Annotated in this window: 22 protein-coding genes and 1 pseudogene; 17 read left to right on the top strand and 6 right to left on the bottom strand. The window is 72.3% G+C overall.

Going from position 1 to position 23,234, the window contains the following annotated elements; translation table 11 throughout:
* The first annotated feature begins 1 nt into the window (after position 1).
* On the top strand, positions 2-2,164 hold the full coding sequence (locus tag EDC02_RS02705; RefSeq protein WP_123600584.1) for a bifunctional diguanylate cyclase/phosphodiesterase: 2,163 nt from the start codon (positions 2-4) through the stop codon (positions 2,162-2,164).
* Here EDC02_RS02705 and EDC02_RS02710 read toward each other — a convergent pair.
* Both EDC02_RS02710 and EDC02_RS02715 read right to left on the bottom strand, forming a co-directional pair.
* Positions 2,115-2,633 carry a DUF309 domain-containing protein gene (locus EDC02_RS02710; RefSeq protein ID WP_123600585.1) on the bottom strand — a complete coding sequence of 173 codons (519 nt, stop codon included), beginning with the start codon at positions 2,631-2,633 and terminating at the stop codon, positions 2,115-2,117. The genes EDC02_RS02705 and EDC02_RS02710 overlap by 50 nt on opposite strands.
* Before the next feature lie 35 nt (positions 2,634-2,668).
* Complete coding sequence (locus tag EDC02_RS02715; protein WP_148083313.1) at positions 2,669-3,643, bottom strand: hypothetical protein; 975 nt, start codon at positions 3,641-3,643, stop codon at positions 2,669-2,671.
* Positions 3,644-3,837: 194 nt separating this feature from the next.
* Between EDC02_RS02715 and EDC02_RS02720 the strand changes: the two genes are divergently transcribed.
* Together EDC02_RS02720 and EDC02_RS02725 are read left to right on the top strand one after the other, a co-directional pair.
* On the top strand, positions 3,838-4,320 hold the full coding sequence (locus EDC02_RS02720) for a pyridoxamine 5'-phosphate oxidase family protein (RefSeq protein WP_199757790.1): 483 nt from the start codon (positions 3,838-3,840) through the stop codon (positions 4,318-4,320).
* Positions 4,321-4,481: 161 nt separating this feature from the next.
* Complete coding sequence (locus EDC02_RS02725; protein WP_123604428.1) at positions 4,482-8,210, top strand: SpoIIE family protein phosphatase; 3,729 nt, start codon at positions 4,482-4,484, stop codon at positions 8,208-8,210.
* A 28-nt stretch (positions 8,211-8,238) separates the two neighbouring features.
* Here EDC02_RS02725 and EDC02_RS02730 read toward each other — a convergent pair whose 3' ends face one another.
* Positions 8,239-8,553, bottom strand: a complete 315-nt coding sequence (locus EDC02_RS02730) for an STAS domain-containing protein (protein ID WP_123600588.1) — start codon at positions 8,551-8,553, stop codon at positions 8,239-8,241.
* Between the two features lie 128 nt (positions 8,554-8,681).
* Here EDC02_RS02730 and map point away from each other — a divergent pair, with 128 nt between their 5' ends.
* A complete protein-coding gene (gene map, locus EDC02_RS02735) occupies positions 8,682-9,542 on the top strand; it encodes a type I methionyl aminopeptidase (protein WP_123600589.1) in 861 nt (286 codons plus the stop codon).
* Here the strand turns inward: map and EDC02_RS02740 are convergent.
* The 3 genes from EDC02_RS02740 to EDC02_RS02750 form a co-directional block, all read right to left on the bottom strand.
* Positions 9,529-10,056, bottom strand: coding sequence for a PadR family transcriptional regulator (locus EDC02_RS02740; RefSeq protein WP_123600590.1), 528 nt, complete (start codon positions 10,054-10,056; stop codon positions 9,529-9,531). The two genes, map and EDC02_RS02740, sit on opposite strands and share 14 nt — an antisense overlap.
* 95 nt (positions 10,057-10,151) lie before the next feature.
* A complete protein-coding gene (locus EDC02_RS02745; protein WP_199757483.1) occupies positions 10,152-10,565 on the bottom strand; it encodes a ferritin-like domain-containing protein in 414 nt (137 codons plus the stop codon).
* A gap of 33 nt (positions 10,566-10,598) precedes the next feature.
* A complete protein-coding gene (locus EDC02_RS02750) occupies positions 10,599-11,219 on the bottom strand; it encodes a hypothetical protein (protein WP_233605702.1) in 621 nt (206 codons plus the stop codon).
* A gap of 290 nt (positions 11,220-11,509) precedes the next feature.
* Here EDC02_RS02750 and rimP point away from each other — a divergent pair, with 290 nt between their 5' ends.
* The 13 genes and pseudogenes from rimP (at position 11,510) to EDC02_RS02810 (ending at position 23,193) form a co-directional block, all read left to right on the top strand.
* The gene (gene rimP / locus EDC02_RS02755; protein ID WP_123600592.1) at positions 11,510-12,157 is read left to right on the top strand and encodes a ribosome maturation factor RimP; all 648 of its coding nucleotides are present in this window, start codon (positions 11,510-11,512) and stop codon (positions 12,155-12,157) included.
* Positions 12,154-13,191: a transcription termination factor NusA gene (gene nusA / locus EDC02_RS02760; RefSeq protein ID WP_123600593.1), complete on the top strand. Its 1,038-nt coding sequence runs from the start codon at positions 12,154-12,156 to the stop codon at positions 13,189-13,191. Before rimP ends, nusA begins: the two co-directional genes overlap by 4 nt.
* A gap of 42 nt (positions 13,192-13,233) precedes the next feature.
* Positions 13,234-13,533 carry a YlxR family protein gene (locus tag EDC02_RS02765; RefSeq protein WP_233606328.1) on the top strand — a complete coding sequence of 100 codons (300 nt, stop codon included), beginning with the start codon at positions 13,234-13,236 and terminating at the stop codon, positions 13,531-13,533.
* A 93-nt stretch (positions 13,534-13,626) separates the two neighbouring features.
* Positions 13,627-13,779, top strand: a pseudogene (locus tag EDC02_RS42630) (translation initiation factor IF-2 N-terminal domain-containing protein); the annotation flags it as partial.
* A gap of 123 nt (positions 13,780-13,902) precedes the next feature.
* Positions 13,903-16,587, top strand: a complete 2,685-nt coding sequence (gene infB / locus EDC02_RS02770) for a translation initiation factor IF-2 (protein WP_370461509.1) — start codon at positions 13,903-13,905, stop codon at positions 16,585-16,587.
* A 128-nt stretch (positions 16,588-16,715) separates the two neighbouring features.
* Positions 16,716-17,009, top strand: coding sequence for a DUF503 domain-containing protein (locus EDC02_RS02775; protein ID WP_123604430.1), 294 nt, complete (start codon positions 16,716-16,718; stop codon positions 17,007-17,009).
* Positions 17,010-17,109: 100 nt separating this feature from the next.
* Positions 17,110-17,643: a 30S ribosome-binding factor RbfA gene (rbfA, locus tag EDC02_RS02780; protein WP_123600596.1), complete on the top strand. Its 534-nt coding sequence runs from the start codon at positions 17,110-17,112 to the stop codon at positions 17,641-17,643.
* 29 nt (positions 17,644-17,672) lie between these two features.
* Positions 17,673-18,677, top strand: coding sequence for a bifunctional oligoribonuclease/PAP phosphatase NrnA (locus EDC02_RS02785; protein WP_370461510.1), 1,005 nt, complete (start codon positions 17,673-17,675; stop codon positions 18,675-18,677).
* 121 nt (positions 18,678-18,798) lie between these two features.
* The gene (locus tag EDC02_RS02790; RefSeq protein WP_123600598.1) at positions 18,799-19,206 is read left to right on the top strand and encodes a hypothetical protein; all 408 of its coding nucleotides are present in this window, start codon (positions 18,799-18,801) and stop codon (positions 19,204-19,206) included.
* Positions 19,203-19,421 carry a DUF6186 family protein gene (locus EDC02_RS02795; RefSeq protein WP_123600599.1) on the top strand — a complete coding sequence of 73 codons (219 nt, stop codon included), beginning with the start codon at positions 19,203-19,205 and terminating at the stop codon, positions 19,419-19,421. Before EDC02_RS02790 ends, EDC02_RS02795 begins: the two co-directional genes overlap by 4 nt.
* A 537-nt stretch (positions 19,422-19,958) precedes the next feature.
* Positions 19,959-21,245 (top strand): MATE family efflux transporter, encoded by a 1,287-nt coding sequence (locus EDC02_RS02800; protein ID WP_233606329.1) that lies wholly within the window; start codon positions 19,959-19,961, stop codon positions 21,243-21,245.
* 80 nt (positions 21,246-21,325) lie between these two features.
* Positions 21,326-22,168 (top strand): tRNA pseudouridine(55) synthase TruB, encoded by an 843-nt coding sequence (gene truB / locus EDC02_RS02805; RefSeq protein WP_233606330.1) that lies wholly within the window; start codon positions 21,326-21,328, stop codon positions 22,166-22,168.
* A 62-nt stretch (positions 22,169-22,230) separates the two neighbouring features.
* Positions 22,231-23,193, top strand: coding sequence for a bifunctional riboflavin kinase/FAD synthetase (locus EDC02_RS02810; RefSeq protein WP_123604432.1), 963 nt, complete (start codon positions 22,231-22,233; stop codon positions 23,191-23,193).
* The last annotated feature ends 41 nt before the right edge of the window (positions 23,194-23,234 follow it).

The raw sequence follows: 23,234 nt of genomic DNA on the forward strand, positions 1-23,234 counted from the left end.
CATGGCGACGTCCGAGACGGGCGATGGCGGTGCCGATCCCGAGGGCGCGCGACGCTTCGCCCAGGACTGGACGACCGCCGCCGGTGGGCTCGGCTATCTGCCGCTGAGCTGCGCCGAGACCGCCGACATCCTGCACGGGCACACGCTGCGGCTGGCTGCGGCGGTGCTGGCCGGGACGTTCGACGGCCAGGCCGGCCGGGACGTCGGGCGCTGGCTGGTGGAGGGCCACCTGACCGAGCCGGCCGTGCTGGGCTGGACCGTCCAGGCCCTCGGCGAGGACTTCCTGCCGCAGGTGTTGCCGCAGCTGGCGACATCGGTACCGGCCCGGGAACGGATCAGCCACCTGCAGGGCGCACTCGCCGAGGGGTACGCCCGGGCGCTGCGCAACCGGACCTTCGCGCAGCAGTCCAGCATCCGGCAGGCGGCCTGGTCCGCCCGGGACGCGGCCGAGCAGGCACTGCGCGACAGCGAGATCCGGTTCCGGGCGGTATTCACCGGCGCGGCGATCGGCATCGGGCTGGCCGACCTCGACGGGCGGATCATCGACGTCAACCAGGCGTTCGCCGACATGCTCGGCTACACCATCGCGGAACTGCGGGAAATCAACGTCGGGCAGCTGTTCCACCCGGACGACGCGCCCGGCATGTACCAGTTCTACCTTGAACTCATCGAAGGCAAGCACGACCGGGCCCGAGTGGAGAAGCGCTACTACCGCAAGGACGGCGCACCGATCTGGACGGACCTCGCGGTGTCGCTGATCCGGCACGACGACGGCCGACCCCGGTTCACCGTCGCGATGGTCGAGGACATCACCGACCGGTACGAGCTGCAGGAACGGCTGCGTTTCCAGGCCGAGCACGACCCGCTGACCGGGCTGCCCAACCGGGTGCTCTTCTTCGACCGGCTCGCCCGGGCGCTGGCCGACCCGGACAGACAGGTCGGCGTCTGCTTCCTGGATCTCGACGGGTTCAAGTCGATCAACGACGGGCTCGGTCACGACGTCGGCGACCAACTGCTCGCCGTGGTGGCGCGGCGGCTCGCCGACAGCGCCGCCGACTCCGGGCACCTGGTCGCCCGGATGGGCGGTGACGAGTTCGTGATCCTGGTGACCCACTGCACCGGCACGCCGCAACTGGTCGGTGTCGCCCAGGCCGCGCTGGCGGCGCTGGCCGCTCCGATCCAGGTCGACGGGCACCAGTTGACCGTGTCGGCGAGCATCGGGGTCGTCGCCTCGCCCACGGCCGGCACCACCCCCACCGAGGTGATGAAAGCCGCCGACACCACGCTGTACTGGGCCAAGGCCGACGGGCGAGGCCGGTGGGCCGTCTTCGACCCGGTACGCGGCGCTCGCGACGTCACCCGCTCGGCGCTCGCCGCCGCGCTGCCGGCCGCGCTGGACCGTGGCGAGTTCATCGTCGAGTATCAGCCGATCACCCGGCTGTCCGACCGGACGGTGTCCGCCGTCGAGGCGCTGATCCGCTGGCAGCATCCGACGCTCGGTCGGCTCGGGCCGGACCGGTTCGTCGCCCTCGCCGAGGAGACCGGGCTGATCGTCCGACTCGGCCGATGGGTGCTGGAACAGGCGTGCCGGCAGGCGTGCCGGTGGCGGGCCGAGCACCCGCGGGCTCCGATCGTGGTCAGCGTCAACATCTCCGCCCGTCAGGTCAGCGACCCGCAGCTCGTCGGGGAGGTGGCCGGGGTGCTCACCCGGACCGGTCTGCCACCGGAGCTACTGCAGCTGGAGTTGACCGAGAGCGCGGTGATGGCCACCGGCGGTGAGCCGCTGCCGGCGTTGCGCGGGCTGGCCGGGCTTGGTGTCCGGTTGGCCATCGACGACTTCGGCACCGGCTACTCCAACCTCGCCTACCTGCGGCGGATGCCGATCCACGTGCTCAAACTCGCCGGTCCCTTCGTGGAAGGGATGCGGGTCGCCGGTCCCGAGGGCGACCGCGACGAGCGGATCGTCGACGCGCTGGTCCGGCTGGCCCACGCGCTCAACCTGACGGTCACCGCCGAGGCGGTGGAGACCGGGGAACAGGCGGACCGGCTGGTGGCACTCGGCTGCGACCAGGCCCAGGGCTGGCATTTCGGTCGTCCGGTGCCGGCCGGGGAGATCACCGAGCGGTTGTCGCGTGGCCCGGATCGGCCCGTAGCCGGACAGTGAGGTCGACGGCTGCGTCGTGGGCGAGCCGGTCGGCCGTGTCCCGGCCGAACCGCACCAGATCCGGCACGGGTACACCGTACGGCCGCTGCCCGGCGTATGGCGCGATCCGGTCCGCTGCCCTGGCCAGCAGCCGCGCCGCGCCGGCCGGGTTGCCCCGCCGCGCGTGGGTGAGCCCGACCGCCAGCTGCGCCAGCCCGCGCCAGAACTCACGCTCCACCGTCGGTGCCGCCTTCCAAGCCGACTCCAGCACCTCGTGGGCGTGGAACGGCCGGCCGGCGTCGAGCAGCCGCTGCGCCTCGTCGAGCGCGTCGTGCGGGGTGAGCACCAGGTCGTCGGGCATGGTCGGTACGCCCGACGCGCCCGGCGGCAACGGCCGACCCAGCTCGTCGCGCGGCCGGGCGTTGCGTGGCCGACCTGCGGGGTCACGGTCCCGCTCCGGACGGTGGTCACCTGGCGACAGACGGGCCATCGGTCAACAGTAGTGCGGGCGACAGGGTCGGCCGGTCAGCGGGTGCCGGCCACGGGCAGCTCGCCGAACCTGACGAGGCCCTCGCGTACCAGGTCCGCCGGCAGCCGGGTACCCCAGCGCGGATCGAGGACGACGGCGAGGGCCTCCTGACCGGTCAACGCCGTCGGTAGCGGAGTGCTCCGGGCCGGGCGACCGCGGCATCGGGCCAGATCCAGCTGGATCAGGGTGCCGTCGGCTCGGTGGTACCGCACCGAGCGGCCACCGAGGCAGGCGTCGGAGACATCGTCGAAAGTCACCGTGCCGCCGTCGGCCAGTGGGTAGCAGATCTGGCCGGCGGCGCAGCCCGCCGCCAGCGCGTCGGCGGGCAACTGGTCGGACGACACCGAGAACCGGATCAGCAGGGGTCCGTCTCCCCGGTCCAGCTGGAGCTGCACCGCCACCGCGCCCGCCGACCCGGCCGGGTCTCCCTTGGCGTACCCGCTGATCCGGCCGTCCGGCAGCAGCCGGGTGAGCAGTTCCAGCGCACCCTCCGCGGTGGCCGGCGCGGTGTCGCCGATAGCGACCGGCGGGATGTCGAGGTCCCACACCTCGGCGACCGGACAGTTGGCCACCTCGGTGGGCGCGGCCGGCAGTGCGGTGACCGTGGCCGTGCCGCCGTTGACGTCACATCCGGACCGGACCGTCGGCTCCCCGGTGGCCGGCGGCGCAGCTGCGATGCTCGTCGCCTCGGCCGGTCCCGCGCTGGGGGTGACCGACCCGGCCGGTGCCACCGGCTGACCGACGCCCGGCGCACCGACGTCGGGCGGTTCACCGCCCGGCACCGGCAGCCCGACCCCCACCACCGCCGGAACCAGTAGTACGGCACCCGTCGCCAGGGCGGCGGCGATCCCCACGCCGGCGGCCCGTCGGTTGCGGCGGCGCCGCCGCCCCAGGCGTACCGACTCGGCGACCAGATCCCCGATCGGTGGGGCCGGCCGGGCGGCCAGCTCCTGTTCCAGCAGTCGCCTCATCTCACCTGCCACGGTGACCGCCTCTCCGATGCCGCTGGCCATGTCTGCCGGCGCCGGTTCGGCGCCCGTACCCGGCATGACGTCCCGACCGGGCGGTCCGGTGACAGACCGCGCCGCACCGACCCCCTGGCCACCCACGGCACGCTATTTCTTCGAGCGCACTCCAAGTCAACGGGTGATTCCGACGTGCGACGATTGGTGGCACGGGCAGACTGCACGCCGCCATCGACGGTCGGCTGCGTGACTTCATCGAAGCTCAGCCGATGTTCTTTGTGGCCACCGCGCCCTCCGACGGGCGGGGACACGTCAACGTGTCGCCGAAGGGGATGCGGGGCGCGTTCGCGGTGTTCGGTGAACATCAGGTCGGGTACCTCGACTACCACGGCAGCGGTGCCGAAACTGTGGCACACGTGCGGGACAACGGGCGGATCACGGTGATGTTCTGTGCCTTCGACGGTCCGCCGTTGGTCGTCCGGCTGCACGGCGTCGGCGCGGTGGTGTCCGTCGACGTCCATCGGATCAGTGACTCCTGCGGGTACGGCGTCCCGCTGATGGACTACCGCGGGGATCGCGACCTGCTGGTCCGGGCGAACTCCCGGCGGACCGCCGAGGACCTCGCCGAGTACCGGGCGACCCGCAACGCGACCAGCATCGACGATCTGCCCGCCTTCTCCTGACCGCCCCAGTCGACCACACGTTACGTTCGAGCGGCGCCGGGGTAGGAGGCGACCCACGCCGCACGACCGGGCCCGGCCTGGCCGGCGGGCGTGGCGGGACTCCGCAAATGGACGCGGTGTCGACGGCCGGTGACGGGTTCGACGAGCGAGGGTGGCCAGCGATGACAGAGGGCGATCGGTCGGTGGGCGCCCCACCGGTGCCGGCTCCTCGACCGGCCGTCCCCGCCTTGCTCGCCGCCGCCCTCGACCGGGCCGGCGAGACCAACCGGCTGATCCGGGAGCGCGACTGGAGCCGCAGCCCACTCGGCGCGCTGGACAGTTGGCCGGCCAGTCTGTGCCAGGCGGTCGGCATGATGCTCTCGTCGCAGGCCCAGATCGTGCTCTACTGGGGGCCGCAGCTGCGCGCCTTCTACAACGACACCTACCTGCCCACCATCGGCGCGAAGCATCCGGCCGCCCTGGGCAAGCCCGCCGCCGAGCACTGGTCGGAGCTGTGGGACGTGCTGGAGCCGCTGTTCGCCAGGGTGGTCGAGAGCGGGACCGCCTACCGTGGCACCGACCATCCGTTCCTGCTCGAACGGCACGGCTTCCTCGAGCAGACCTACTTCGACGTCTCCTACGACCCGCTGTGGGTCGAGGACGGCAGCGTCGGGGGTGTCTTCTGCATCGTCAGCGAGACCACCGGGCGGGTGCTCGGCGAGCGTCGGATGCGTACCCTGACCGGGCTGGGTAGCCGGTTGTCCGACCTGCAGAGCCAGGCCGACCTACGCCGTGGTGTGCTGGAGGTGCTCGACACCTGCCGCGGCGACATCCCGTTCGCCCTGCTCTACCTCGGATCGGACGCGGACTCCGCACGGCTGGCCGGCTGCACCGGCGTCGCGGCGCAGACCGTCACCGCGCCGCCGCATCCGAGCCCGGGCGATGCCCCGTCCGCGCTGCTGGACGCCTTGCACAGCGGTACCACGCGGACCGCCCGGGCGGCGGACTTCGTCGCCGTACCACCGGACACCGCGGCGCCGGAGGTGCTCGTCCTGCCGATCTGTGCGGCGACCGACCCGGTCGGTGCCCTCGTCCTCGGCCGCAGCCGGCACCTGCCGTTCACCAGTGACTACCGCGACTTCTTCGATCTGCTCACCACCCAGATCTCCAGCGCGGTGACCACCCAGCGGGCCTATCTGCACGAGCGGGCCCGGGCCGCCGAACTCGCCGTGATCGACCAGGCCAAGACCGACTTCTTCGCCAACGTCAGTCACGAGTTCCGGACTCCGCTGACGTTGCTGCTCGGCCCGATCGAGGACCAGCTCGCCGACGTGGACCTGCCGGTGGCACATCGCGAGCGGGCCGAGATGATGCACCGCAACGCCCTGCGCCTGCTCAAGCTGGTCAACACCGTGCTGGACTTCTCCCGGCTGGAATCCGGCCGGGCGCGGGCGGCGCTGCAGCCGGTCGACCTGGCCGACTTGACGAACCGGTTGGCCAGCACGTTCCGGTCGGCCGCCCAGCGGGCCGGGCTGGACCTGGTCGTGCAGTGCCCACCGCTGCCCGGGACCGTGCAGGTGGACCCGGGCCTGTGGGAGAAGGTCGTCCTGAACCTGCTGTCCAACGCGGTGAAGTTCACCTTCGACGGCACCATCACCGTGCGGTTGCGGGCGCTCGGCACGTCGGTCGAGCTCACCGTCGCCGACACCGGGGTCGGTATTCCCGCCGCCGACCTGCCGCACCTGTTCGAGCGGTTTCACCGGGTGGCCGGCACCCGGGCCCGCAGCCACGAAGGCACCGGGATCGGGCTGGCGCTGGTCCGTGAGCTCGTCCAACTGCACGGCGGGACCGTCGCGGTCTGCAGCGAACCCGGTCAGGGCAGTGCCTTCACCGTCGAGATTCCGGTCGGCGTCGGGCCGACCCCGCCGGCCGGCCAGGTCGCCGACCGGACGCCCGGCGAGGACTCCGACCGGAGGGCCGGGCGCGACTCGGCCGGCGACACCAGACAGCTGTACCTGGCCGAGACGCAGCGGTGGAGCGTCGGGCCGGCGCGGGAGGTGACCGAGCAGCCACGGGTCGATCAGCCCGTCGGGCGGGTCCTGGTGGCCGACGACAACGCCGACCTGCGGGACCACGTGACCCGGTTGCTGGCACCGTACTGGCAGGTGGTCGCCGCGGCCGACGGCGCCGCGGCGCTGGCCCTCGCCACCCGTACCCCCTTCGATGTGATCCTGACCGACGTGATGATGCCGGAACTGGATGGCTTCGGCCTGGTCACGGCGTTGCGTGCGGACCGGCGGACCCGGCATGTGCCGATCGTCGTGCTCTCCGCCCGGGCCGGGCCCGACGCCGCCGTGCAAGGGCTGTCCGCCGGCGCCGACGACTACCTGGTGAAGCCGTTCGCCGCGCAGGAACTCGTCGCCAGGGTGCGGGCCAACGTCGAGCTGGGTCAGCTGCGGGGCCGGATCATCCACCAACTGCGGGCCCTCGCCGACGCCGCCGTCGCGGTCAACACCGCGCAGACCACCAACGAGGTGCTGCGGGTCGCGGTCGAACACGTGCAGCGGTTGGTGCGGGCGTCGAAGGTGGTCGCCACCGCCCCGGGCGCCCGCCACGAGGCGGACGGCGGCGGCCAGCCCTCCGCCGACCCGGAAACGGCCACCCCGTTCATCGGCGCCGACGGGCAACGGCTCGGCGAGTTGTCGGTCTGGCCGTTCGACGGTGCCGGCGCCGACCCGGACACCGATGAGGCGGCGGTGGCGGAGTTCGCCCGGATGGTCGGGCTGCGGCTGGGCAACGCCCGGCTGTACGAGGCGGAACACCGCATCGCCAGCACCCTGCAGCACAGCCTGCTGCCCCAGGCGCTGCCCCGGGTGCCCGGCGCGCTGGTCGCCAGCCGCTACCTGCCCGGCAACGCCGAGGCGGAGGTCGGCGGCGACTGGTACGACATGGTGGAGGTCGGTGGTGGCCGGCTGGTTCTGGTGATCGGGGACGTGGTCGGCAAGGGTGTGAACGCGGCGGCCAACATGGGTCAGCTGCGCAACGCGCTGCGGGCCTACCTGCTGGAGGGTTTCTCGCCCGGTGACGCCCTCACCCGGCTGAACCGGCTGGTCACGACGATGGGCCGGCGTTCGCTCGCCACCGTGGTCTGCCTGTGGTTCGAACCGTCGAGCGGTGTGCTGCGCTACGCCAGCGCCGGCCATCCGCCACCGGTGGTGGCCGACGGCGCAACGGCCGAGCTGCTGCACGACCGGGCGCTCGGCCCACCGATCGGGGCGATCCGGGACAGCCGCTACGGCACAGTGACCGACCGGCTCGACGTCGGCAGCCGACTGATCTGCTACACGGACGGGCTGATCGAGGACCGCACCGTGGGCATCGACGCCGGGCTGGACCAGGTCCGGGCCGACGCCCGAGCCGGCGGCGACCACGTCGAGGAGCTCGCCGACCGGCTGCTGCGCCGGGTGGCCAGCCGGCCCCGTCGCGACGACGTCGCGGTGCTGGTGCTGGAGGCGACCGAGCTGGACCGCCTCAGGATGCGGCTGCCGGCGCAGGCGCGGGCACTGGCGCTGCTGCGTCGACGGCTGGCGGACTTCTTTGCCGCGCACCGGATCGGCGACACCGACCAGTTCGATCTGACGGTGGCGATCTCCGAGGCGGCGGCCAACGCGATCGAGCACCCGGTCACCCCCGCCCAGTCGGACATCTGGCTGGAGGTCGGTATCGACGGGGACGACCTGGTCGCCAGCGTGCGGGACAGCGGCGGTTGGCGGGAGGCCTCCGCCACCGGGTTCCGCGGTCGGGGACTGGCGTTGATCGCAGCCCTGGCCGAGCTGCGGATCGACCGGGACGGGCAGGGCAGCGAGGTCACGCTGCGCCGTCGACTGGCTCCCCGACCGAAGCTGGCCTGACCCGACCGGACCAGGCTGCCGGTCGGGATCAGCCGGCGGCCAGCCACGGCTGTCCGCCGAGGCCGGAGATGTCCAGGACCCGGCGGACCTGCCGGGACGGCAGCACCGTCAGCGCCTGCGGGTAGTGGTCGGTGAGCTGGAGCAGCGCGTGGATGGCCGCCGAATCGAAGAACGAGACCGCACGCAGATCGAGGGTCACCTTGCCGGCGTCCTCGTGGATCGCGGCCCGGTACATGTGCTCTGCGGTGGCCATGTCCACCTCGCCGGTGACGGTGACCGTCAGGCGGTCACCGTCCAGGTCACTGGTGGCGGAGAAGAGCTGCTCCGGACCCTGCTGATCCACGAACGTAAAGATGGCACAACTGTGCGGATCCAGCAAGATTCGGCGGTAAACGGTCGACTGCTCAGCGTGTTCGCGGCGGCCCGGTCGCCGGCCGGTAGGGCCGGCACCGACGGCGCTAGGCTGGACGCATGACCTCCGTCCGCGCTCCGCTGACCCCTGGAAAGATCTCGCCGTGGCGGCCGGTGCCGGCGCACATCGTCCGGCCGGAGTACGTCGGTCGCAAGCAGCCCGCGCCCTGGCGCGGCTCGCACGTCCAATCTCCGGAGACGATCGAGCGGATGCGGGTGGCGGGTCGGCTCGCCGCCCAGGCCGTGCAGCTCGCCGGTGAGCACTGCAAACCGGGGGTGACCACCGACGAGATCGACGCGGTGGTGCACGACTTCCTCTGTGACAACGGCGCCTACCCGTCGACCCTGGGCTACAAGGGGTTCCCCAAGTCCTGCTGCACCAGCCTCAACGAGGTCGTCTGCCACGGCATCCCCGACTCCACGGTGCTGGCCGACGGCGACATCGTCAACGTCGACGTGACCGCCTACATCGGTGGGGTGCACGGCGACACCGACGCGACCTTCTGCGTCGGCGAGGTCTCGCAGGAGGCCCAACTGCTGGTCGAGCGGACCCACGAGGCGATGATGCGGGGCATCCGGGCGGTGGCTCCGGGGCGGCAGATCAACGTGATCGGCCGGGTGATCGAGTCCTACGCCCGTCGGTTCGGCTACGGCGTGGTACGCGACTTCACCGGCCACGGCATCGGTGAGGCGTTCCACAGCGGGCTGTACGTTCCGCACTACGACAGTCCACGACCCACGGACGTGATGGAACCGGGGATGACGTTCACCGTCGAGCCGATGATCACGCTTGGCACGCACGAGTACGACATGTGGCGGGACGGTTGGACGGTGGTCACCAAGGACCGCCGGTGGACCGCCCAGTTCGAGCACACGATCGTGGTCACCGAGGACGGCTTCGAGATCCTCACCCTGCCCTGACCGGACCGGGGCCCAGCAGACTGGTCTCACAGTGGTCGAGCCAGCGGATCTCCGCCTCCGCCCGGAACAGCATCGCGTCGAGCACCAGCCGGCCGACGCGGTCGACGTCGGCCGACCTCGCTCGGGCACGGGTCAGCTCCCGTACCGCGTCCAGGGTTGCCGCCCGTTGCGCCGCGACCAGCCCGCGTACGTCTGCCCGGGGCGTGCTCAGCGCGAGGGCGATCTTCACCGTCAGTTCGTCGCGGCCCTGGTCGACGCGGCTGACCGGGCTGCTGAACCAGGTGGTCAGCGCGTCCCGGCCGGCGTCGGTGATGACGAACGGCCGCTGCCTGGCCGCGTTGCCCGCCAGCGCGCACACCAGCCCGTCGCGTTCCAGCCTGCTGAGCGTGGTGTACACCTGTCCGATGTTGAGCGGCCACGCCCCACCGGTGGCCTCCTCGAAGGCCGCCCGGAGCTGGTACCCGTGCATCGGGCCCCGGTCGAGCAGCGCGAGCAGCCCGTGGCGGATCGACATGCCAGCTGAGTATGCATACCGGGTAGGTGGGCGGCAACCGGGATCATGAATCGCGGTTCCGGTCGCGGGATTTCCGGTCGCGCGTCAGGCTCGCTTCAGCCGGGCCGGCCCGGCCAGGTCGGTACGGCCGGGGTGACGCCGGCCGCCTGTCGCCAGCGGGTCGCGCGGACCGCGTACTCGATCAGGACGGTGAGCGCCGCCTCGCGGTCCGCGCCGGAGGTGACCGGCAGCACCGCCCGCCAGACGGCGGCGGCCCGCTCCTCCACCTCGGCGGCCAACCGCAGGGCGCTGGTCGCGTCGGTGACCGGGAACGGCAGCTGATAGGCCGGGTCGACCGGCGGTGCGGCGGCGCCGATCCGCAGGATCAGCTGGTCGCGCCGGTCCCGGTGGGCGGCCTCGGCGTCCCGGGCCCGGCCAGCGGCGTCGCCGTCGAGCTGGACTCCGAGTACGCCGTAGGCGAAGATCGCCGCGTACTCGGCGGCGAGTGCCTGCTCCCACCCGTCAGCCACGGTCGCTGCTCCTTCTGATCCGGTGATCCACGCTCAACGAAGCACCTCAAGGTGGCAGGTGCGGGCGGCGGCAATCGAGCCCAGTAGCGCGGCCCGGTCGGCGGCGGCGGTGTGGCACGCGGCTGCGGCCTCGGCTGCGGCAGCCTCCTCCGCGGACCGCAACGCGGTGAGTACGGCGGCCCGGTCGACCGGCGGGGCCGAGGTGCCGGCCCCCGGTGCGGCCGTGCCCGGCGGTACGGTGCCCGGCGGTACGGCTGAGCCCGGGTCGGTGGGCTGGCCGCCGGGATCAGCGGGCGTCGGGGCCGGTAGGGCGATCCCGGTCAGCCGGCTGAGCTCCTCGGCGTGCGCCCGGTGGGTGGCGACGACCGGGGTCAGCAGCGGGCCGAGCTCGGCCGCCGTGGTCATCGCGGCGTCGTAGCGACCTACCAGCTCCAGCGTGGCGGCGAGCAGGCCGGCGAGTGGATCCGGCTCCGGTTCGGGCTCCGGCTCACCGCCGAGCAGGCCGCATCCGGCCAGCCCGGCGGGGACGGCGACGGCGACAGCGGCACCGACGGCACCCCGGATCACTCCGCGTCGGCTGCAGCCGACGACCGGAGAGGAGGCCGGGTGCGCGGTCCTGCCGATCGCCCGCCGGCCTGGTTGGTTCGCGAACACCGGACCAGTCAACACCATCGGCGTCGCACTCGGTCCACGCCTCCCGGGGATCGGCGGGCGAGAGCCTATCCGGAAAGTCCTGCAGTCGCGACTCAACGTGGTCGTCGCTGTCCCGGGTGGCTACCCGTATCGGCCTGCGGTCGGGTGTCCGGTTTCCTCGGTGCGCCGGGGGGTCGATCGCCTCGGCCGCGCGTTACGCTCTGCCCAGTCGTGGCGGAGTAACATCCGGCGGCACCGCTGGTGTCGCGTCGAGCGGCCAACGAAGAAGATAACGGTGGAAGGGTGCGGAGATGACACAGCGTGACCGTGCCGGTGGCAGGTCACCCGGTTCCCGCGCCCGTCGGGCCGCCACCACCCGGCCCCGTGCGGACGGCACGCAACGGCCCCAGGTCCCGGCTGCGGCCCGGCGTGACCGGTTGCGCGCGATCGTCGAGCCGGTGGTCCGGGCCGCCGGCTTCGATCTGGAGGACGTCTCGGTCTCCCGGGTGGGTCGTCGACACCTGGTCCGGGTGATCGTCGATGCCGACGGCGGTGTCGGGCTCGACTCGGTGGCCGAGGTGTCCCGTGCGGTCTCGGCGGCCCTGGACGAGGCCGAGTCGGTCGCCGGCGTGGAGCTGATCGCCGGCGAGTACCAGCTCGAGGTCAGCTCGCCCGGAGTGGACCGCCCCCTGCGGTTGCCCCGGCACTGGCGCCGCAACGCCGGCCGGCTGGTGCGGGTGACCGTGGCCCAGCGCCAGTTGACCGGTCGGATCATCACCGCCGACGACGAATCGGTGCAGCTGGACGTCGACGGCGGCGTCCAGCGGTGGCCCTACGACGACCTCGGCCCCGGGCGGGTCCAGGTGGAGTTCAACCGCCTCGACGAGGTCGTCGACGACGACCCGGCGGATGTCGACGACCCGTCCGACGACGACGAAGTGGAGGACGAGGAGAGGTGAACATCGACCTCGCGGCGCTGCGCGCACTGGAGCGCGAGCGGGAGATCCCGTTCGACACGATTCTCGCGGCGATCGAGGCCGCGCTGCTGACCGCGTACCGGCACACCGAGGGTGCGCAGACCCATGCCCGGGTCGAGATCGACCGGCGCAGCGGGATGGCGCTGGTCTACGCCCAGGATCTCGACGCCGAGGGCGCGGTGCTGCGCGAGTGGGACGACACGCCGCATGACTTCGGGCGGATCGCCGCGATGACCGCCAAACAGGTGATTCTGCAGCGGTTGCGGGAAGCGACCGACGAAGTTCACTTCGGGGAGTACGCCGGGCGCGACGGTGATCTCGTCACCGGGGTGATCCAGGCGCACGAGGCGCGTAAAGAGAAGGGGATCGTCACCGTCGACCTGGGCAAGTTGGAGGCGGTGCTGCCCGCCGCCGAGCAGGTGCCGGGCGAGAGCTACCCGCACGGCCAGCGGATCCGGTGCGTGGTGGTGCATGTGGCCAAAGGGTTCCGGGGGCCGCAGATCACCCTGTCCCGGTCCCACCCCAACCTGGTCAAGCGGCTGTTCGCGCTGGAGGTCCCGGAGATCGCCGACGGCACCGTGGAGATCGCGGCGATCGCCCGGGAAGCCGGCCATCGGACCAAGATCGCGGTACGGTCGACCGCTTCCGGGGTCAACGCCAAGGGCGCCTGCATCGGTCCGATGGGCCAGCGGGTGCGGGCGGTGATGAGCGAACTGCACGGCGAGAAGATCGACATCATCGACTGGTCCGACGACGCTGCCGCCTTCGTGGGCAACGCGCTGTCGCCGGCGAAGGCGTTGCGGGTCGAGGTGGTCGACGCAGCCATCCGTACCGCCCGGGTGACGGTGCCGGACTTCCAGCTCTCGCTGGCCATCGGCAGGGAAGGGCAGAATGCCCGGCTTGCTGCCCGATTGACCGGCTGGCGGATCGACATCCGGCCGGACACCGAGGCCGGTTCCGCCGGTCGGGACCCGGCCCCCGAACCGGGCGGCGCAGTCTCTGGCGCGTCGGGGTAGACTTTTCTCGTGGTACGACGTGCGTTGCCGGTGCGCACCTGTGTGGGCTGCCGACGACGTGCACCGGTTCACGAGCTGCTACGGGTTGTCGTAGTTGGAGGCGAGCACGTGTCGCGCCTGCGACCTGATCCGATCCGTGGTCTACCGGGGCGGGGTGCGCACCTGCATCCCGATCCGGCGTGTCTGGAGCTGGCGCAGCGGCGTCGCGCCTTCGGGCGGGCGCTGCGGGTCCCCGGTGTCGTCGACACCGGGGAGCTGGCCGAGTACATCAGCACGTCAACCGCTACGTCCGGTCATCCGGCCGGACGAGGGTCGCACAGCAAGGTAGGACGACCGACATGAGCACACGATGAAGTCCCAGCAATGAGCAGGCTTCTAGTGCACGAGTGAGGTCGCTGCGGGTGCTGCCCGCACGACCTCGGAGTGAGGAGTGCAGTGGCAGGCAAGGCCCGCGTACACGAGCTCGCCAAAGAGCTCGGGGTCGAAAGCAAGACCGTTCTCGCCAAGCTCAAGGAGATGGGCGAGTTCGTGAAATCCGCGTCGAGCACGGTGGAAGCACCCGTGGCCCGACGCCTCCGTGGTGCGTTCGCGGCGGCGTCCCAGTCGTCGCCGTCGGCACCGGCCCGGCCGGCCGCGTCGCCGGCGAACAGCACCGAGCCGAGAGTCTCCGCCAAGCCGGCGCCACCGCGCCGGCCGGCGGCGCCGTCGTCGATGCGCCCCAAGGCCCCGGTGCCCGGTCCGCCGCCGTCGGCGGCCCCGGTGGCCAAGCCAGCGAGCGCGCACGACATCGAGGTGGCCGCCGCCGAGGCGCGGGCGGCAGCGCTCAAGGCCGAGCAGGAGGCCAACGTCAAGGCCGCCCAGCAGGCGGCGAAGCAGCGGGACACCGGCCGGCGGGAGCCTCCGGCGGACGGCGGTCCCCGACCCAAGCCCGGACCGGGGTCGGTGCCGCCGCGTCCGGGTAGCCCGGCAGCCGGTCGCTCGACCGGCGGTCGGCCGTCGGCGCCCGGTGCGCCGTCGCCGGGGGCACCCGGTCGGCCGGGTGCCCGCCCGCCGGCGCGGGGCGGTAACAACCCGTTCGGCATCAGCCAGGGTGGCGGGCAACGACCCGCCGCCGGTGGCGGCCAGCGGCCCAACCCGGCGTCGATGCCGCCGCGGCCGAGTCCGGCGTCGATGCCGCCGCGGCCGAGTCCGGCGTCGATGCCGTCGCAGCGCCCGGGTCGCCCCGGTGGTCCCGGTGGCGCCGGTCGCCCCGGTGGTCCCGGTGGCGGCGGCCGTGGCGGCGGTGGCGGCGGTTACCGGGGTGGTCCCGGTGGCGGCGGCGGTGGCGGCGGTTACCGCGGCGGCCCTGGTGGCGGCGGTGGCGGCGGCGGTTACCGGGGTGGTCCCGGTGGCGGCGGCGGTTTCCGTGGTGGTGCCCCTGCCGGTGGCGGGGGTCGGCCCGGTGGCGGCGGTCGCGGCCGTGGTGGCGGCACCGCGGGTGCCTTCGGGCGGCCTGGTGGCCGCCCGACCAGGGGCCGCAAGTCCAAGAAGCAGCGCAGACAGGAATTTGACAACCTCTCCGCGCCGACGATGAGTTCCGGCGCGCCGCGCGGCCAGGGCCAGGCGGTCCGGCTGTCGCGTGGGGCTTCGCTGTCGGACTTCGCTGACAAGATCAACGCCAACCCGGGGTCGCTGGTCCAGGAGATGTTCAACCTGGGCGAGATGGTCACCGCCACCCAGTCCTGCTCGGACGAGACGCTGCAGTTGCTGGGTGAGCACCTCGGGTTCAACGTGCAGATCGTCAGCCCGGAGGACGAGGACCGCGAACTGCTCGCGCAGTTCAACATCGACCTCGACGCCGAGGTGGACTCCGACCGGCTGGTCACCCGACCGCCGGTGGTGACCGTGATGGGTCACGTCGACCACGGTAAGACCAAGCTGCTCGACGCGATTCGGCAGACCAACCTGGTCGAGGGCGAGGCCGGCGGCATCACCCAGCACATCGGTGCCTACCAGGTGCACGTGCCGCACGACGGGGTGGACCGTGCGTTGACCTTCATCGACACCCCGGGTCACGAGGCGTTCACCGCCATGCGTGCCCGTGGTGCGCAGGTCACCGACATCGTGGTGCTGGTGGTCGCGGCCGACGACGGAGTCATGCCGCAGACCATCGAGGCGCTGAACCACGCCAAGGCGGCCGACGTGCCGATCGTGGTCGCGGTCAACAAGATCGACAAGCCGGAGGCCAACCCGGACAAGGTTCGCCAGCAGTTGACCGAGTACGGTCTGGTCGCCGAGGAGTACGGCGGCGAGACCATGTTCGTCAACGTGGCGGCCAAGCCGGGCATCGGCATCGATCAGCTGCTCGAGGCGGTGCTGTTGACCGCCGACGCGGCGCTCGAGCTCACCGCTCCGACCGACGGCCCGGCACAGGGCATCGCGATCGAGGCGCACCTGGACAAGGGCCGGGGCGCGGTGGCGACCGTACTGGTACAGAAGGGCACCCTGCGTACCGGTGACTCGATCGTGGCGGGTGGCGCACACGGCCGGGTCCGGGCGATGCTCGACGAGAAGGGCAACCAGGTCGCCGAGGCGGGCCCGGCCCGACCGGTCCTGGTGCTCGGCCTCACCGCGGTGCCCAGCGCCGGCGACACCTTCCTCGCCGCGCAGGACGACCGGACGGTGCGGCAGATCGCCGAGCAGCGGCAGGCCCGACGGCGGGCGGCCAGCTTCGCGAACTCGCGCGGCCGGGCCACCCTGGAGACGCTCATGGAGCAGATCAAGGAGGGCGAGAAGACCTCGCTCAACCTGATCCTCAAGGGCGATGTCTCCGGCTCGGTCGAGGCGTTGGAGGACGCACTGTTCAAGCTCGACATCCCGGACGAGGTCCAGCTGCGGATCCTGGACCGGGGTGTGGGTGCGATCACCGAGAGCAACGTGATGCTCGCGAGCGCGTCCGCCGAAGCGGCGACGATCATCGGTTTCAACGTCCGGGCCTCCAACAAGGTCCGGGAGATCGCCGACCGCGAAGGCGTGGAGATTCGGTACTACACCGTCATCTACCAGGCCATCGAGGAGATCGACGCGGCGCTCAAGGGCCTGCTCAAGCCGGAGTTCGAGGAGGTCGAGCTGGGCAGCGCGGAGATCCGCGACGTGTTCCGTTCGTCCAAGATCGGCAACATCGCCGGCTGCATGGTCCGTTCGGGCATCATCCGACGCAACGCCAAGGCCCGGTTGCTGCGCGACGGCGCGGTGGTGGCGGACAACGTCACCATCAGCTCGCTCAAGCGCTTCAAGGACGACGCGACCGAGGTCCGCGAGGGCTTCGAATGCGGTCTGACCCTGGGTAACTACAACAACATCCAGGTGGGCGACATCATCGAGACCTTCGAGATGCGGGAGAAGGTACGCACCTGATCCGCGCGGCGTAGGGCTCGCAGCACGCCGACAGGCGGCCGGCAACCGGTGAACTGCACCGGTCGCCGACCGCCTGTCGGCGTCGGGTGCCGGTCGAGTCCGCCGGTCACCGCGTATCCTTCGGGACGATGTTCACCGGAACCGCCATCTTCGACATGCTGCTGCCCGGCGACTCCCAGTCGCTGAAGGCGAAACGTTCCTACGTACGCCCGATCGTCGCCGCATTGCGCCGATTCGAGGTCTCCGCCGCCGAGGTCGGCGCGCTCGACCGGCACGGCCGGGCGGAGATCGCGGTGGCCGTGGTCGCGGCCGACGCGGCGCATGTACGCGAGGTACTGGACAACTGCGAACGGACGGTGGCCGGTCGGCCCGAGATCGAGCTGCTCTCCGTCCGGCGCCGGCTCTACGGCGCAGACGACTGATCCTTGACACGGACCGGTCCGGCACGGATGCGCACCGACCGGTCCGGCGTACGGCGCACAGGTAGGGTCGACACGTTGACCGGACACCGCGGAGGTAGAGATGACGGACCCGGCGCGGGTGCGCAGGCACGCGGAGCGCGTGCGCGAGCTGGTGGCTTCGGTAGTGCGTACCCAGATCAAGGACCCCAGACTCGGCATGATCACCATCACCGACGCGCGGATCACCGCTGATCTGCGCGACGCGACGGTCTTCTACACGGTCCTCGGTGACGCCGCCGCCCAGGCCGGCACCAGGGCGGCGTTGGACAGCGCGAACGGGCTGCTGCGCAGCACGGTCGGCAAGGCGCTCGGGCTGCGCCACTCACCGACGCTCACCTTCGTCCTCGACGACGTGCAGGAGCACGCCAAGCACATCGACGATCTGCTCGCTGCGGCCCGCAGCGCCGACGCCGAGGTGCAGCGGCTGGCGGCGAACGCCGAGTACGCCGGTGACGCCCAGCCGTACCGGGCCGAGTCGGATGACGACGAGGACGCAGCGGACGACGAGGACGCGCCGGACGGGGCCCCGAGGGGCGCGGCGACCGCCGACGCAGCCGGGTCCGGCCAGCCCTACCCGGACGGGCGACCCCGATGATCAGCGTTCCGTCCCCGGCCGGCCCGCCGATCGCCGATCAGGCGGCCGGGCCGACCGGGGACGAGTGGGCGGCGGCGGTCGCCGCGGTCCGGGCGGTCCCGCCGGGCGGACGGGTCCTGCTGCTGTGCCACGTCAACCCCGACGGTGACGCGCTCGGCAGCATGCTCGGCTTCGGGCTGGGCCTGACCCGGCTCGGCCGCTGCACGGTGCAGGCCGCGTTTCCCGGCAACCAGGAGTTGCCGCCCTCCCTGCGCGGAATGCCCGGCTCCCACCTGCTGGTCCAGCCGGACGAGGCGTGGGCCGATCCGGATCTGGCGCTCTGCTTCGACGTGGCGAGCGCGTCCCGGCTGAACACCCTCGCCGATCGGATGACGGCCCGGACGGCGATCGTGGTCGACCACCACGCCTCCAACACCCGGTTCGGCGGTATCCATCTGGTGGACCCGACCGCGGCGGCCACCTCGGTGGTGGTCGACCAACTGCTCGGCCGGCTCGGCGTACCGTTGGACCGGGAGATCGCCGAGTGTCTCTACATCGCGCTGATCACCGACACCGGGTCGTTCCGGTTCGACATGACCACCCCGGCGGTGCACCAGTTCGCCGCCCGGTTGCTGGCCACCGGCATCAGCCCGGCCGAGGTCTCCCGGCGGGTCTTCGACAGCCGACCGTTCGGGGCGGTCCAGCTCTTCGGCGCGGTGCTGCAACGTAGCGTCCTGGAGCCGGCGGCAGCCGGCGGCCAGGGTCTCGTCTGGACCCATGCCACCCTGGCCGATCTGGAACGTTACGACCAGCCGCCGTACGTGCTGGAGGCGTTGATCGATTCGGTCCGGTGCACGGTCGAGGCGGATGTGAGCTGCGTGCTCAAGCAGGTGAGCGAGACCGGATGGGCGGTCTCGATGCGTAGTAAGGGCGGCGTCGACGTGAGTGCGGTGGCGGTGGCGCTCGGCGGCGGTGGGCATCGGCTCGCCGCCGGCTTCACCGGCGTCGGTAGCGCCGACGAGGTCATCGCCGCCATCCGCGCCCAGCTTGGCTGAGTGACCCCGACCGCTGACCCGGGCGCGGGCCGGTGTCCACGTTTGCCGGGTCGCGCCGACCGGGCCCCGGCTGCCCACACAGACACTTCACTCGTCGTCACCGACCAGGGACAATCGGGTGATGGAGCAGTCGTCTGAGCTCACCGCAGAGGTGCCGCGGGCCTGGGACCGACCGATCGTCTCGATCCCGGTCATTGCCGTACTGTCGCTGGTGGGCGGGCAGTTGCCGTCGTTCTCGACGGCGGCGAACCTGTACACCATCGGCACCGGCGGGGCGCTGATCTGGTTCGGTCTGTCGCACCGGGTGCCCCGGCGGCCGACCCCACGTCGACTCGGTGACGGTGCGGTGTGGTGGATCGTGCCGGTCGCGATGTTCACCGTCGTCGAGGGCGCCACGTTCGCGATGGGCTCGACCGACGATTTCCCGACCTTCTCCAAGCTGGCCGATCCGGTGCTGGACGGGCAGGCGGCCCGGTCGGCGGCGTACTTCGGCTGGCTGGCCGCGTTCTGGGTGCTGGTGCGGCGATGAGCGCCACCCGGGCGGCGGTGATCGGCGGTTTCGTCGTCGCGCTGGCGTTGTTCGGGCTGCTGGAGGTGCTCGCCCGGCGGCCGGGCTCGCGGATTCCGACGTTCGGTGACGTCTGCGCGTACGTGATGCAGTACGAGGTGGGCAGGGTGCCGGTGGGCCGGATCGGGGTCTTCGGATTCTGGTGGTGGGTCGGCTGGCACTTCTTCGCGCGGTGATCGAGATGATCGAATGTATCATTCTCGCATTGTGGGAACAGTGCGCAGGATGTGGACCTGAACGATAATTTGGGTGTGGTGCGGGCCACACCTGCCCGCCGCCTGTCCGCCTGGTCGCGGCCCCGGTGATCCCGGAGGTGCCGTCGTCGGCAATCCGGTGTCAACCTGTGGGAAGGTCGTGGCGTCATGCCCAGCAAGCCCAAGCCCGAATCCGTCAACGAAGCGCGCGAGCAGGCCCGCCGGGCATTGCAGATGTCGATGGACACCCGCCAGTAACGTCTGTGGGTCGCGTCCGGCCGCGCCGTCGCACGAATCGCGCGGCCTGGGTCGGTGTCGTCCGTCGCATCGGTGTGCGGTGATCCGCCTAGGTAAGTGATCTAGGCAATAGCGCTCCTTACCAATCGGCTGTCACGCTGTACGTCGATGGCCACCTCCGGCACCGCGCCACCGTCTCCACCGCCAGGCTCGGCGTCCGAACCAGGCTCGGCGTCCGAACCAGGCCCGGGAGCCGAACCACGGTCGGCCTCCACCCGACGGATCGTGCGCCTGGCACTGCCCGCCTTTGTGGTGCTGGCGGCCGAGCCGATCTACGTCCTCGTCGACACCGCCGTCGTCGGCCGCCTCGGGCCGGTGGCCCTCGCCGCCGTCGCGGTGGGTGGCACGGTGATGTCGGTGGCCGCCTGGCTCGGCACCGTCGCGGCGTACGGCACCACCGGCCGCGCCGCCCGCCGTTACGGCGCCGGTGACCGCACCGCCGCGCTGGCCGAGGGGGTCCAGGCGTCCTGGCTCGGAGTGTGCGCCGGACTGCTGCTCGCCGTGGCGCTGCAGATCCTGGCCGGTCCGATCACCGCTGGGCTCGCCGGGGCGCACGGCTCGGTCGCCGACGCCGCCGAGCAGTGGCTGCGGATCGCCGCCTGGGGCGCGCCGGGTCTGCTGCTGGCCGCCGCCGGCAACGGCTGGATGCGCGGTGTGCAGGAGACCCGCCGTCCGGTGCGGTACGTGCTGGCGGCGAACGTCGTCTCCGCCGTGCTCTGCCCGGTGCTGGTCTACCCGCTGGGACTGGGGCTGACCGGGTCTGCGGTGGCCAACGTCGTCGCGCAGACCCTGGGCGGTCTGCTCTTCGTCCGGGCGCTGGCGACGGCCGGGGCACCGCTGCGCCCCCGGCCGCACCTCCTGCTGACCCACCTCACCGTCGGACGTGACCTGCTGATCCGAGGCGCCGCGTTCCAGGTGAGCTTCCTGTCCGCCACCGCGGTCGCGGCCCGGTACGGCACCGTCCAGGTCGGCGCCCACCAGATCGCCATCCAGCTGTGGTTCTTCACCGCGCTGGCGATGGACGCGCTGGCGATCGCCGGGCAGTCGCTGGTCGGCGCGGCGTTGGGCGCCGGTGACGCGGCGGGCGCCCGGCTGCTCGCCCGCCGGCTGGTGCTGTTCGGCCTCCTCGCCGGCGTCGGATTCGCGGCACTGTTCACCGTCGGCGCTCCGGTGATTCCCGGCTGGTTCAGCCCCGACCCCGGGGTGCACGACCAGGCGATGGTCATCTGGCCGTGGTTCGTGGCGTTGCAGCCGGTGGCCGGGGTGGTCTTCGCTCTTGACGGAGTCTTCATCGGGGCGGGTGATCTGCGTTACCTGCGTAACCTCACGATCGGTGGCGCGTTCGGTGGATTCCTGCCGGTCATCTGGGCCGGCTACCTGCTCGACCTCGGCCTCGCCGGCATCTGGGCCGGGCTGGCGGTGTTCATGCTGGTCCGGCTGGTCGGGCTGGTCCACCGGCTGAGGTCGCCGCGGTGGACGGTACTCGGCGTGCCGGCCGGCCGGACCTGATCGCCACGGCGCATCGGGATCTGGCAGGCTTGGCAGTCGTGAGTACGCACGGACTGATCGTGGTCGACAAGCCGGCCGGGATGACCTCGCACGACGTCGTCGCCCGGATCCGACGGCTGGCCGGCACCCGGCGGGTGGGCCACGGCGGCACCCTGGACCCGATGGCGACCGGCGTGCTGGTGGTCGCGGTGAACCGGGCCACCCGGCTGCTCACCTACGTGATCGGCGTCGGAAAGACCTACACGGCGACCATCCGGCTCGGCGTGTCGACGGTGACCGACGACGCCGAGGGGGAGGTCACCGGCCGGTCACCGGTGGACGGTGTCACCGAGGAGCGGATCCGGGCCGGGCTGTCCGCGCTGACCGGGGAGATCGACCAGGTGCCCAGCGCGGTCAGCGCTATCAAGATCAACGGACAGCGGGCGTACCGGCGGGTCCGCTCCGGTGAGCAGGTCGAGCTGGCCGCCCGCCGGGTGACCATCTCCCGCCTCGACCCGGTCGCCGTCCACCCGCCGACCGACGGCAGCGTCGACGTCGACGTCGAGGTGTCCTGCTCGTCCGGCACGTACATCCGGGCCATCGCCCGGGACCTGGGGGCCGCGCTCGGCGTCGGCGGGCACCTCACCGCGCTGCGCCGGACCGCGGTCGGTGGGTTCACCGCGGCCGAAGCCGCGACCCTGGCCGAGCTTGAGGACCGGGCACCGGACGTGGTGCAGTTGCCCATGGCGACCGCCGCCAGCCGCTTCCTCACCGGCCGCGAGGTCGGCGCGGAGGAGGCGCGGGTGCTCGGCCACGGCGGCCCGATCGCACCGGTCGGGCGACCCGGGCCGTACGCGGTCTACGCCCGGGACGGCGAACTGCTCGCGGTGGTGTCGGAACGTGACGGCCGGGCCCGGGCGGAGATCGTGCTCGCGCCCGCGTGACAGCATCGAACCCGGCCGGTCACCCGGTTGGGCAAACCTTGGCGGCACAGGCGGGAGGCATCATGCAGCGGTGGCGGGGAGTCGAGGCGGCCAGTGGCGGCTGGGGCCGCGCGGTGGTCACCATCGGGGTGTTCGACGGCATCCACCGCGGGCATCAGGCAACCATCGGGCACGCCGTCAAGCGGGCCCGTGACCTCGGTATCCAGTCTGTGGTGGTGACCTTCGACCCGCATCCGGCGGAGGTGGTGCGGCCCGGTAGCCATCCGGCGGTACTCAGCGGCCCGGCCCGCAAGGCCGAGCTGATCGAAGCGCTCGGCGTGGACGTGCTCTGCGTACTGCCGTTCACCGTCGAGTTCTCCCGGCTGACCGCCGAGCAGTTCGTCCACGACCTGCTGGTCGAGCATCTGCACGCCGCCGTGGTGGTGGTGGGGGAGAACTTCCGGTTCGGGCACCGGGCCACCGGGGACGTCGCGCTGCTGGCGCGGCTCGGTCGCCGGTTCGGGTTCGCCGTGGAGGACGCCAGCCTGGTCACCGACAGCGGCACGGTCTTCTCGTCGACGTACATCCGGTCCTGTATCGACGCCGGGGACGTGACCGCCGCCGCCGCCGCGCTCGGCCGGCCGCACCGGCTCGAAGGGGTGGTGGTCCGCGGCGACCGGCGTGGCCGGGAGATCGGCTTCCCCACCGCGAACCTGCTCACCCCGCGGTACGCGGCGGTGCCGGCGGACGGCATCTACGCGGCCCGGCTGGTGCGCTCGGACGGCCCGGTCCGCCCGGACGGGCTCAGCGGAGGAGGCCCCGGGCTGCCGGCTGCGGCGTCCATCGGCACCAACCCCACCTTCGCCGGCCGTGACCGCCGGGTGGAGGCGTACGTCCTCGACTTCGACCGGGACATCTACGGAGAGCAGGTGGCGATCGACTTCGTCGCCCGGTTGCGGGAGACCCGCCGCTTCGACGGGGTCGGTCCGTTGGTCACTCAGATGAACGAGGACGTCGCTCAGGTCCGGACGGTGCTCGGGGTCTGACCGAGCCGGGGAGTGGGGCCCGGCGCGGGCCGCCGAGCGGG

Source organism: Micromonospora sp. Llam0 (genome assembly GCF_003751085.1).
Taxonomy (GTDB): domain Bacteria; phylum Actinomycetota; class Actinomycetes; order Mycobacteriales; family Micromonosporaceae; genus Micromonospora_E.

Excerpts from the sequence above, each read along its gene's own strand:
- EDC02_RS02705 (WP_123600584.1), top strand. The coding sequence starts at position 2 with ATGGCGACGTCCGAGACGGGCGATGGCGGTGCCGATCCCGAGGGCGCG.
- EDC02_RS02710 (WP_123600585.1), bottom strand. The coding sequence starts at position 2,633 with ATGGCCCGTCTGTCGCCAGGTGACCACCGTCCGGAGCGGGACCGTGAC.
- EDC02_RS02715 (WP_148083313.1), bottom strand. The coding sequence starts at position 3,643 with ATGAGGCGACTGCTGGAACAGGAGCTGGCCGCCCGGCCGGCCCCACCG.
- EDC02_RS02725 (WP_123604428.1), top strand. The coding sequence starts at position 4,482 with ATGACAGAGGGCGATCGGTCGGTGGGCGCCCCACCGGTGCCGGCTCCT.
- map (WP_123600589.1), top strand. The coding sequence starts at position 8,682 with ATGACCTCCGTCCGCGCTCCGCTGACCCCTGGAAAGATCTCGCCGTGG.
- EDC02_RS02740 (WP_123600590.1), bottom strand. The coding sequence starts at position 10,056 with ATGTCGATCCGCCACGGGCTGCTCGCGCTGCTCGACCGGGGCCCGATG.
- rimP (WP_123600592.1), top strand. The coding sequence starts at position 11,510 with ATGACACAGCGTGACCGTGCCGGTGGCAGGTCACCCGGTTCCCGCGCC.
- infB (WP_370461509.1), top strand. The coding sequence starts at position 13,903 with ATGCGCCCCAAGGCCCCGGTGCCCGGTCCGCCGCCGTCGGCGGCCCCG.
- EDC02_RS02775 (WP_123604430.1), top strand. The coding sequence starts at position 16,716 with ATGTTCACCGGAACCGCCATCTTCGACATGCTGCTGCCCGGCGACTCC.
- rbfA (WP_123600596.1), top strand. The coding sequence starts at position 17,110 with ATGACGGACCCGGCGCGGGTGCGCAGGCACGCGGAGCGCGTGCGCGAG.
- EDC02_RS02790 (WP_123600598.1), top strand. The coding sequence starts at position 18,799 with ATGGAGCAGTCGTCTGAGCTCACCGCAGAGGTGCCGCGGGCCTGGGAC.
- EDC02_RS02795 (WP_123600599.1), top strand. The coding sequence starts at position 19,203 with ATGAGCGCCACCCGGGCGGCGGTGATCGGCGGTTTCGTCGTCGCGCTG.
- truB (WP_233606330.1), top strand. The coding sequence starts at position 21,326 with ATGACCTCGCACGACGTCGTCGCCCGGATCCGACGGCTGGCCGGCACC.
- EDC02_RS02810 (WP_123604432.1), top strand. The coding sequence starts at position 22,231 with ATGCAGCGGTGGCGGGGAGTCGAGGCGGCCAGTGGCGGCTGGGGCCGC.